The 11,062-nt window shown below is 45.8% G+C and carries 10 protein-coding genes; 5 read left to right on the plus strand and 5 right to left on the minus strand.

Going from position 1 to position 11,062, the window contains the following annotated elements:
* Positions 1 to 218 precede the first annotated feature (218 nt).
* The 3 genes from BIZ37_RS15965 to BIZ37_RS15975 all read left to right on the plus strand — a co-directional run bounded on the left by BIZ37_RS15965 (position 219) and on the right by BIZ37_RS15975 (position 4,045).
* A complete protein-coding gene (locus tag BIZ37_RS15965) occupies positions 219 to 752 on the plus strand; it encodes an RICIN domain-containing protein (protein ID WP_187462314.1) in 534 nt (177 codons plus the stop codon).
* A 582-nt stretch (positions 753 to 1,334) separates the two neighbouring features.
* On the plus strand, positions 1,335 to 2,501 hold the full coding sequence (locus BIZ37_RS15970) for a M20 family metallopeptidase (protein WP_187462315.1): 1,167 nt from the start codon (positions 1,335 to 1,337) through the stop codon (positions 2,499 to 2,501).
* Entirely contained in the window at positions 2,501 to 4,045 is a 1,545-nt protein-coding gene (locus tag BIZ37_RS15975) for an AbgT family transporter (protein WP_187462316.1), read from the plus strand. The genes BIZ37_RS15970 and BIZ37_RS15975 overlap by 1 nt, the downstream gene beginning before the upstream one ends.
* A gap of 58 nt (positions 4,046 to 4,103) precedes the next feature.
* On the opposite strand, the gene BIZ37_RS15980 is transcribed toward BIZ37_RS15975, so the two are convergent.
* Both BIZ37_RS15980 and BIZ37_RS15985 read right to left on the minus strand, forming a co-directional pair.
* Positions 4,104 to 4,334 carry a hypothetical protein gene (locus tag BIZ37_RS15980; protein ID WP_187462317.1) on the minus strand — a complete coding sequence of 77 codons (231 nt, stop codon included), beginning with the start codon at positions 4,332 to 4,334 and terminating at the stop codon, positions 4,104 to 4,106.
* A 294-nt stretch (positions 4,335 to 4,628) separates the two neighbouring features.
* Positions 4,629 to 5,696 (minus strand): hypothetical protein, encoded by a 1,068-nt coding sequence (locus tag BIZ37_RS15985; protein WP_222939704.1) that lies wholly within the window; start codon positions 5,694 to 5,696, stop codon positions 4,629 to 4,631.
* 165 nt (positions 5,697 to 5,861) lie between these two features.
* Here BIZ37_RS15985 and BIZ37_RS15990 point away from each other — a divergent pair, with 165 nt between their 5' ends.
* Both BIZ37_RS15990 and BIZ37_RS15995 read left to right on the plus strand, forming a co-directional pair.
* Entirely contained in the window at positions 5,862 to 6,683 is an 822-nt protein-coding gene (locus BIZ37_RS15990) for a DUF4437 domain-containing protein (protein WP_187462318.1), read from the plus strand.
* Between the two features lie 318 nt (positions 6,684 to 7,001).
* Positions 7,002 to 8,606, plus strand: coding sequence for a BCCT family transporter (locus BIZ37_RS15995; RefSeq protein WP_187462319.1), 1,605 nt, complete (start codon positions 7,002 to 7,004; stop codon positions 8,604 to 8,606).
* A gap of 111 nt (positions 8,607 to 8,717) precedes the next feature.
* Here the strand turns inward: BIZ37_RS15995 and BIZ37_RS16000 are convergent, their stop codons facing one another.
* From BIZ37_RS16000 to BIZ37_RS16010, 3 genes are all read right to left on the minus strand, one after another.
* The gene (locus BIZ37_RS16000; protein ID WP_187462320.1) at positions 8,718 to 9,650 is read right to left on the minus strand and encodes a siderophore ABC transporter substrate-binding protein; all 933 of its coding nucleotides are present in this window, start codon (positions 9,648 to 9,650) and stop codon (positions 8,718 to 8,720) included.
* Between the two features lie 47 nt (positions 9,651 to 9,697).
* The gene (locus tag BIZ37_RS16005) at positions 9,698 to 9,982 is read right to left on the minus strand and encodes a DUF2218 domain-containing protein (RefSeq protein WP_187462321.1); all 285 of its coding nucleotides are present in this window, start codon (positions 9,980 to 9,982) and stop codon (positions 9,698 to 9,700) included.
* A gap of 45 nt (positions 9,983 to 10,027) precedes the next feature.
* Positions 10,028 to 11,062, minus strand: a 1,035-nt coding sequence (locus BIZ37_RS16010; RefSeq protein ID WP_187462322.1) for a TonB-dependent receptor domain-containing protein, incomplete at its 5' end; no start/stop codon positions are given.

Genomic DNA, 11,062 nt, shown 5'->3' on the forward strand with positions numbered 1-11,062 from the left:
AATCGATGACAGTTTCGGTTTGGATTTACCAAATACGAAAACAAGGTATCAGTAAGGCTCGTATGTTAACCATAGCAAGGGTAAGGCGAGGTTAAAGGAAAATAGGACATAAACGTTTCTGAACATATCGGCCTGACTAGAGGATAGATCTAAACTATGCTTTTTACTGTGTAAGGTAATGAATAATAACTCCGAAGTAATTGGTATAGGGAACCAGTATGAATCGCCTATTTTTGGCATTGTCGATTACGGTCACGTCCAGCCTACCAATAGCGATGGCACAAGATGTGGAAATTGCACAAAAACACCAACTAGATGGTTTTCTAAGTAGCTACTGCATAGATATGGTTGGGCAGGGTGAAAATGCTACCATTGATAAACCACTACAATCTCACACGTGTTACAGCTACCGTGGTGATTTAGGCATTGACCAAGTGTTTGACTCAACTAAACTAACCCAAAACCAATTTTACCTCCCCCATTTTTATCTTTGCGCAGAATTTAGTGATCTCTCTGTTGGCGCTCAAGTAAACCTCAATAAATGTAATGACAGTGAGCTGCAGCAAATTGAGTTAACAGCTGAGGGGTTAATTCGTCCAATAGCAAATCGTAACTTATGCCTATCCTCGGGGCTCACGACTAAACGGGGCCGAGGTGGTACATCCGACCACCAAATAAAAACGTTAACCTTACAACAATGCAGGACTGAAAGAGCCCACTTTCAAGAATGGTATGGTCGTACAAGTGAATAACGCAACAAGGTTTGTGGCACAAATGAGTTGGCTCGTTTGTGCAAAAGGCTATTGCAGAATTAACATATGAGTTTGTACAAAAGACTGTTATTTCTGAAGCAGGTTATTTCATAATTTGGCAACAAGCTGCTCAGTTGTATTGCGACCAAGAACATCACTCTGTCTTATCTAAAAACAAGCAGACTTAAAAAAGTTTAGAGCACTTTCGAGTTACCCCACCTAAGGATATACATCCTCTACTGACGCTTTATCATCAATACCGATTTGAAAGTCATCATATGCAATGAAACGGATACACGAGAGCTTTTAAACTGCTCCAATTTCAATATAAAACCATTTGCACACATATTTTGAAACATAATAACATGGGACTAAATATGCACACCTCGCTACATTCCAATTACAAACACTCATTGAGTTTTTTAAAAGCTAAGAGGTATACAGATAATGATGCCGCCCGTTTAAAGTTATCCATAGCCTAGAAGCCTCGGACACAAGGATGTATCAGTGACGAGGACTCTAAGCCATTAATGGCTTCAAAATCTACACTCATAATTAGCTTGTTCATAAATAAGGAGATTTATGTATTCAAGTATCAACACTCAGCCCTATGTTGAGATCAGAAAAGAAATCCACCGCCATCCGGAACTCAAATATGAAGAAGTCCGCACAGCTGAATTGGTTGAAAAGCACCTCACCAAACTCGGTTATAGCGTTCAAACTGGCATTGGCAAAACAGGTGTTGTTGCCCTTCTCGATACTGGCACCCCCGGGCCAACAATTGCTTTTCGCGCTGACATGGATGCCCTTCCAATCAATGAACTCAACGAGTTTTCTCATAAATCCACCTGCCAGGGGCTGATGCATGCCTGTGGTCACGATGGCCATACCGCTTCACTTCTCTGTGCATCAGAAGCACTCATAGCCAACAAGAGCAGGTACAAAGGGAAAATCAAACTGTTATTCCAGCCCGCTGAAGAAGGTGGGGCTGGAGCAAAAGCCATGATTGATGACGGAGCACTGCAGAACCCTTCTGTCGATGCTATTTTCGGCTTTCATAACCGCCCCGGTTTCAAACAAGGACTATTGTTTGCCAAGTCAGGTTCTGCAATGGGCGGTAATACAACCGTTCAAATTGAAATCAAAGGTAAGGGTGGCCATGCAGCGATGCCGCACCTTGCCAACGATCCTGTCGTCACTGGGAGTACTTTCGTCACTAATGTACAGTCTGTAGTTGCACGCAGATTGTCACCTCTGCAGGCTGGCGTTATTACCGTTGCCCAATTCCAAGCCGGCACGGCTCAAAATGTTATCGCAGAAAATGCCAGCCTGATTTTAAGTATCCGGTCGGACTCTCCTCAAACTCGCGATTTATTGATTAAAGGGGTAGAGGAAACTATCCAAGGAGCCTGTATTAATACGGGTTGTACTTTTGAGATGAAAACACTGCTTGATATCCCTGCTTTGGTCAACGATCGGGAGTCAACGCTCAACGCCATTGAAGCCTTTAACCAATATAAAGTATGTGATGACATAGAGCTCATTGATTACATGCCAACAATGGGAGCTGAAGACTTCTCTTTCTACCTACAGGAAATACCAGGGTGTTATTTTTTCATTGGCAATGGTGAAAATTCCGCCTATCTGCATAACCCCCATTACGATTTTAACGATGACATTATCGGTGTCGCAGCACGTGCCTACTTGGCGATCGCCGAATACTACCTCGGCCTAGGGAGGGATAAATAATGCTATCACCAACACAAGTAGATCAGCATCCACCCAAGGATAATCGTTTCCTGGCTACTATCGAGAAGGTTGGCAATAAGCTCCCCCACCCTTTTTACCTGTTTTTTTATCTCGCCATCGGTGTTGTGCTGCTTTCAGCGTTGCTCAACTACTTTGATGTCCAGACGATCAATGCCCGAAGTGGTGAACTGACCGCCGTTAAAAGCCTGCTCTCTTCTGAGGGTGTGGTTTATATGTCCACCAACCTCGTAAACAACTTCGTCAACTTTCCCCCTTTGGGTACCATTGTCGTTGTAATGTTCGGTATTGGGCTAGCCGACAAGGTCGGTCTACTGTCGACATTAATGCGTCAAACCGTATCAAAAGCTCCGAAACACCTGCTAACGTTTGCTGTATTTATTGCCGGTATTTGTGGCTCTATCACCTCAGACGCAAATTATCTTATCTTGATCCCTCTTGTGGCAATGATTTTCCATAGTATGGGCAGAAACCCGATTGCTGGGGCTGCCGCCGCTTATGCTGCAGCAGGTGCTGGTTTTGACGCTAGCCTATTTGTCACCGCTGGGGATGCCATCTTCGCAGGAATAGCGACCGAAGCTGCTCGTATCATTGATCCAGAAGCGTATGTCTCACCTGTCGACAATTACTATTTTGCTGCAACATCAGTCATCCTGCTGGCTATCGTCGGTACGCTGATAATCGATAAAATCGTCGAGCCAAGACTGAACCGCCTCCAACCTATTTCAAAAATGGTGATCCCAGCGCCAGAGGTAGACCGCGACATTACTGACGCTGAAAAGCAGGGTCTCAAGCAAGTCGCGTTGTTTAGCTTGGCTTTTCTTACCATCGTCATCGCATTAATTTACCCAGATGCATCACCATTTAGAAACAGTGATGGCGGACTGATCCCATCCCCATTCATGAAGTCGTTTGTGCCATTCCTATTTGCGTACTTCTTAGGGATAGGTATCGTGTATGGCAAGAAAACCGGAAAGATCAAAAAAAGGGAAGATGTTCCCGCGCTAATGGCGGAGTCCGTAAAAGGGCTGGCTTCAACTTTGGTGCTGTTCTTCGCAATTGCCCAGTTTATTGCCTATTTCAAATGGACAGGTATCGGCAACCTGATCGCCTTTGAAGGTGCGGAGTTCCTTCGTTCTACGGGCTTTACTGGTTACTCATTGATCGTCGCGTTTATTCTTGTCACAGCCTTAATGAACGTGTTCATGACATCCGGTTCGGCACAGTTTGCCCTGTTTGCCCCAATCTTCATTCCGATGCTGATGAATATTGGTATCGACCCTGCGTTCACCCTCGCAATGTTCCGAATTGGCGACAGCGCAACTAACATCATCTCCCCCATGTCACCCTACTTCTCGGTAGCCCTGGTCTATATGCAGCAGTACCAGCCAAACCTGAGGATTGGTACTTTAATGGCTACCATGTTGCCGTTATCTATCGGGTTCATAGTCTGCTGGACAATTTACCTTCTGATCTGGACAGCACTCGGATTACCTGTTGGCCCTGGGGTTTATATGAATCTCTAATCGGGAGCCAAAAATAAAATGGGGTATATACCGTGGTGTAAATACCCCTCTCAAATCCTTAATGCACTGTCGCGCCGGCGCGTATTTCGTCAGCTGTAATGTCCGTATGGTCTTCTGGCAACCAAACAACAAAGGCGCCGTTCTCGCCGATAAAGTCATCCCAACCGCCGTTCAATACTTTCGACTCGCACAGCGCCTTAATTTCCTCTTTGCTTTTACCGAGCTTGAGGGCGGCTTGATCGAGTGTGAAGGGTTTTATCCAGTTGGTTTGAAATTGCGAGGCTGACATGTTTGGGCTTCTCGTTCGACTGTTGATGGTATAGGGATGCCAACGAGCTATACCCACATACCGATGATTATGCGTCGCAACAATACCAATTCCCTTCGTTTAAGATCAACCAAACGAAGAGCTTGTTAGGAGTAATGTCGCCTGATTCTTAAAGATAAGACAGTGAGCACTATTTCACTGATTCCAGCCATGAGATATATAACCGTTTAGCATGGTCGTTATCCCATTGCGGAAACTGTAAAATTCAAATAAGAGCTCGCTTTGGTGCTGGGGACTCCTACCCTCACCTGGAATTTACCTGTTTTGATTTTCGAAACAAGGTAATACATCTTGCTCAAAATATGGCTCTTGGTTTACCCAGAACATGTAGTCAACATTCAAAAAGTTCTGCGCGAATGAATGCAAAGCTGGGACAATATTTTTCCGCTCGTTAACAACGGTTGTATTGTCTGTTTCTCCAATATAATTCCCGTCCTGAATCGCAATACCCAGTGGCACGCTGTATTCATTTTCATGCATCATTGCCAAAGCATGGTTTAATTGCCCGCGACGGCGCATCATTAGATCTGGCCCACCAAGACCGACTCCAATTTGCTCGCCATAGGCATAAACTTCTCTAAGGTAACCTTTATCTTCCCAAGGTAACCATTCACCAGGCATAAAATTGGCATATTGCATGGTAGAGCTTATGGTAAATGACTTGCTCAAGGCTCGCATATTGGCTTTGATGCCTGCAACATACCCTGACTCTGAGAATGTAGGATCAGTCTCTGAATCAGCTGCCGCTGCGGTCTCTTGTAGGTTAATACCCTCGATTTTCCCGTCATATGATTTGCCAAGTTCCGCGATTAACAACGCAAACCGATGCTGCACCTTCGTATTCCAGCGCTTGGCACTCCAGCCATCTTGCTTGCCATTATCATAAAACCTTGGCACCGAGCCACCATCGAACTCATCGCTATTTAGGTAGGCGGGTATCCCTCGGAATTCAACGCTGAAAGTCGCATCTTGAAGTTGTATGAACAGCTTTTTGCCATGGGCTTTGAGGTACTGATAGTCCTCTTCGATAGCTGAAAAATCGTACTGGCCTTTTTCCGGTTCAAGCAAAGCCCATGGGTACATGATTTGTGCCCCAGTAAAGCGCTCGCTGGTTAACAAAGGATGGTCTTTTAATGATGCTCGGTTACCGGCGAAATACACAAAGTGCTTCATGTCATCTTTCGCTAAGGGGCAGGTAGCACTGAGGTGATTCTTATATTCATCTTGGTATCTATCGGCATGGTTTTCCCATTTAGCAATCGCAGGGGTGCTCAAGATTAATACTGCAGAAATACCGACACTTAACGAAGCCCTAGTAAGCATTACCATCAATCCTTTCAAATCATGTATTTGGCACAATATACCTCCCCTCAGTCTTCGAAACCATCTGATTTGTCAGCAAATTTAATAGTACAAACCCCAATAGCTTCGACAGGCACTGTTATAGTTTATAAAGGCGACTTATCGCCACCAAAAACGGGATAGGTTATGACATTAGATTTCAAAAAGTCAGCTACTGCTTTGGCAGTCGTACTACTCTCTGCACCGGCCCTCACTGCCGAACCTACTTCTAAGGTAGTTGCCGTTGATGATATTGAATGGGGCTACCTCAACCCGTTGCGTGGCGAACTGAGTCCCGGTGCCGCCGACCTATGGGGTGATAGAACAGAAGATACGGCTACAGGTATGTTAGTCCGATTCCGGAAAGGTTTTGAATCACCCCCGCATATCCACAACATCACCTACCGTGGCGTAGTCATTGACGGCATGATGCACAATGATGACCCAACAGCTGAGAAAATGTGGATGCCAACCGGTTCATTCTGGACCCAACCTGCAGGTGAGGATCACACCACTGCCGCAAATGGCGAAGTAAACCTTATCTATCTGGAGATTGATGCTGGCCCTTACCTTGTGAAGCCTTCGAAAGAGAAATTTGACAACGGCGAGCGCCCATTAAACCTGCATAGGGATAACATCGTGTGGTTATATGACAGTGACCTACACAATCTAGAAGCCGACGGTGTACAGTCAACCTACTTATGGGGAAATACCGCTGCGATTAATGGCTCAATGGTCAAATTACCTTCTGGCTTTGAAGGCTCTATTTCGACAGAGGCCAGTGAATTTCGTGCAGTGGTTATTTCAGGGGAGATTAGCTACGACTCGAAAGACTTGGAAACAGCGGTGAAACTAGGGTCTGGCAGTTATATCGAGTCTGAGGGTAAATTTACCCACGAAATTACCAATTCAAGCAATGAGGCCGTGACAATATACATCCGCTCAGATGACAAATACAACGTAAAATAATACTTTCGCTTAGATAAAATTAACTCATTTACCGGCCTAAATGGTCGGTTTTTTATTTCTCCTAACGCTTTGTATTCATAGTGCTTTGATAGGTTTTGTAAACGTTATGAAATACAAAAAGGAGCGCTAAATCACAAAATACCCTGATTATGTGTTAAGGTAGTCGCCTCGGGATTAGGTGTAAATACATCGAAGGGGACCCAGTCAAGGTCATGGAAAAGACCCGCCTCTTGAATGATATTCACATACTAATCGGTCGATTAATAGACATGGAGTTGGTCATTACATTCGGGGTTCGAATGTACAAGCCTCTTAATTATGGGTTTTAAATCAAATAAATACAGCATAGATTCAACAGATTACCAAGTAGGTCAGGACAACGTAACCAAATGGGGTATGGATGTCCACAACACCGTTTTTACCGTATCCGCGGGCTTATCCATTCTTTTCATTGTTACACTTTTAATCCTTTCACCAGCAGATTCCAAAGCCGCAATTGATGCCGTTAAGGCCGCTGCCCTTTCGAAGTTTGACTTCATCTTCATGTGGGGCGCAAACATCCTGCTACTGTTTGCCGTTGTTATTGCTTTCTCACCTTTGGGTAAAATTCGCTTAGGTGGCGATGACGCGACTACTGACTTTTCGACCCTATCATGGATCTCCATGCTATTTGCTGCAGGCATGGGCATCGGGCTTATTTTCTGGGGGGTCGCAGAACCAACAGCATTTTTCACTAATTGGTTTGGCACACCGCTAAATGTCGAGCCATATACTGCCGAAGCGAGAGAGTTGGCACTAGGCTCTGCCGTCTTCCACTGGGGCTTCCATGCCTGGGCCATTTATGGCATGACAGCACTCTCACTGGCGTACTTTGTGTATAACAAAGGTCTACCACTTTCGATGCGTTCCGTTTTCTACCCACTGCTTGGCGACAGGGTATGGGGAAGAATCGGTGATGTGATTGACGTGTTGGCCGTACTGGTTATTTTGTTCGGCCTAGCAACATCACTGGGGCTGGGTGGCTCCCAGGCCGCAAGTGGCATCAGCCATGTATTCGGCCTAGAGAATAGTTTATTCCTTCAAATTTTGATCATCTTGGTCATTATGGGTCTGGCCATTATTTCTGTCGTCCGTGGTATGGATGATGGTGTGAAAATGTTGAGTAACCTCAACATGATCATCGCTTTCCTGTTCTTGGGCTTCCTTGCGATTCTGAATTTCACAACAACCTTCGACTCGCTGTTTACCGCTGTCACCGGTTATGTGAAGAATATTATTCCGCTAAGCCAAAGTACTGGCCGCGAAGATACAACCTGGTTGCACGGTTGGACTGTATTCTACTGGGCTTGGTGGGTCGCCTACGCACCTTTCTTTGGTATGTTTGTTGCCCGTATTTCAAAAGGCCGTACAATCCGCGAATTTTTGGTCTGTGTTCTGGTTGTTCCAACACTGGTTACAACTGCGTGGATGTCTTTCTTTGGCGGCATAGCCATCGAGCAGGTTATTGATAAAGTTGGCCTACTCGGTGCAGAGCAAGGGATCACCGACGTATCTCTCAGCTTGTTCTACATGCTAGATGCGTATTCAATCGGCAATATCCTTTCTCTCATCGCGGTTGCATTGATCATTGTCTTCTTTGTAACAACCCTGGATTCTGGCTCGATTGTTGTCGATAGCATGACGGCAGGTGGCAAGTTAGAGCTACCTATCAGGCAAAAAGTCATTTGGGCGGTTATCTCTGCCACCATTGCGATGGTGATGTTGTGGATTGGTGGTACTGACTCCATTCAGGCCCTTCAGTCGATTACCATTATCGCGGCACTACCTTTTACGATCATTCTGATCCTAGGTTGTGTAAGCCTAGTGAGAGGCTTGTTTACCGAGATTGACCAAACTAAGGCATCTCATAAAAAATCAGCTTAAGAAGCGAGGGACTTATCGGGGCTAGCATCTCGTTAATTTCTCTCTAAGCAAAAAAGACCTCACGTACAAACGTGAGGTCTTTTTTTAACTGCAATGAATATGTTTTCTACATCAATTCAAAGCGCTGCTGACATCATTGAGCATACTCTCGGTAGCCGTTATGCCCCCACCCGAGATATACCACGCATTGGGATCGACAAACACAACACGCTGGTTTTGGCCAGCAGGCGTCGCTTTTACCAATTTATTATCGAACATCACTTTGGCATGCCCTTCTCGCTTTCCAATGGCCTGCTCCCTGTCGATAACGAAAATGACATCGGGTTTGGCATCGAAGATATACTCAAACGAAATCAGGTTACCATGCGGAGTTGGCTTGGAGGCTTCTTTGCTGGATGCCGACTCGGTAAAGCCAAATTCATCAAACACAACGGTAAAGCGACTTCCCTTGCCAAACATCGCCACCTGGCTGCCGTTATTCATCAGCATCAAACTGGATAGCTGCCGCTCTGTCACTTCGTTGTGAATTGCATCAAATTGCTGCTGAAGTTTTGAGATATAAGCTTCAACTTGCTGCTCTTTTTCAAACAGTTTCCCAAGCATCCGCCAGTTGGCTTGGGTCTCAACCCAGTAATGATCGCCACTCAGGTCAAATACGATTGTCGGTGCGATTTTTCTGAGCTGGTTGTAGCTTTTCATCATCCGCTTTTCGACAATAATTACATCCGGTTTTGCATTGAATATTGCCTCGAGATCCGGTTCGAAAAATGCACCTGCGTTAACTGTGTTTGAACGATAACCTGCCAGATACTCAGGAAGCATTGCATGGGGAGTCGCGACAGGCTTGATACCTATTTTATCAAGCACATCCAAGCTTGCATTGCCCAACACAACGACCCGCTTGGGGGAAGCCGCAAACTGGGTCACCCCTTTGGCATGCTCAATCGTTATTGCTTGGGCCTGATACGACATAAACATAAAACAAGCACTCAGCACTGAGCCAGCCCATTTCAATAACATCCCTTTCCTTCTACTCTGATTCATTAATTTTCCTTTATCTACTATCCCATTACCGGAAGTTGCCCATCGTACTATTGCCATTTCACCGCCAAGGTTTCCCGGCGTGAAAACATAGTGAGGTGGTGCTCGATGATTTGCCGCACCATATGAAGGTTTTCTTTATTTTCGGCCTCACAGAGCACATCAAGTTGCTGCCCTTCATGCCCTAGCGAAAAACGACAAGTCCCCATTGCGAAAGTGACTTCGCCACTGTACTCGTCCCATTCGGCTGGCACCTTTCGGGCAAAGTGACGGCAGAGGGTTACCAAGTATTTGGCACAATGCGGCGAACTGAGTGTTGTTTGTATTTTTTCCATGTATAAAACGGGCCTGCATTACCTCAGGCCCGTGCTCCGTGAAGGTTAAAACTGATAGGAAGCAGAGAGTTTGTAGTTTCGGCCCGGCTCTAGATCATCCAGAGTAGTACCTCTAGCTAGCCCTGAACGGGATGCATGTGAGGTGTATGCTTCATCAAAGATGTTATCGATGCCAAATGTTACCAACAAGCGGTCATTGAGCTGACGTGGCTGCCACTGAACATACATATCATGAGTGTTGTACGAAGGTTTCTCTGGTTGGCCTTCTAGTACATTGTCTTCTTCAAGTACAAAGAGCGAGGTCCATCCTACTGCGGTATCAACGCTGTCGAAGTAGTAGTCAATCCCGAACGAAATGCTGTCGCCCAGATCCGCACTACGTCCATTCCCTGCGACCAATGGGCCACCCGTTGTTTTGTTTTCGCTGTCTGAGCGGGCATAAGAGGCACGGGTAAATAGCGACTCGTAACGATAGTTAACGCTAAATTCAAAACCTTTAAGTTCGACGTCACCGATGTTCTCAGTAAGGTAGGTGCCATCCGGTTGGTAAGACTCACCGATATAATCATCGATATCTGTCTTGAAAAGTGTCAGGTTGCCACTAAGGGTATGATCACCAAAGTGCTGCAAATAACGGGCACCAATCTGGTTATTCAAACCCGTTTCCGGCTTGATATCCTCAGCCAGGAAGGCGACATCTTGGTACGCAATAAATGTTTCCAGCAGCTCCGGCCCTTTGAACAGCGAGCGGGAATTGGCAAACAGGGTCCAGTGCTGGGTAACATCCCATTCCGCCCCCAGGCTCCAGGTCACCTCGTCAAAGGTATCATTGTCATTGGTCGCTTTCCGTTTGTAGTTGTCGTAGCGCAAGCCTGCCGTTACCGCAACCGCCTCTAGAACCTGAAGTCGGTCTTCGGCAAACACCGCTGCTGTCTCGGCACTTTCTTTCATAAACGGTGTTCCGCCATATGTGCTCGAGGTGGTCTTGTCCATGTAATCAAAGCCGTATGTCAGCTGATTGAAACGGCCGGCAAGGTTAGATTCATATTGGAAAGTCGCATTTGCACCATCATTGCGGTT

Origin of the sequence: Photobacterium sp. BZF1, from assembly GCF_014349205.1 — a bacterium.
Classification (GTDB): Bacteria; Pseudomonadota; Gammaproteobacteria; order Enterobacterales; family Vibrionaceae; genus Photobacterium.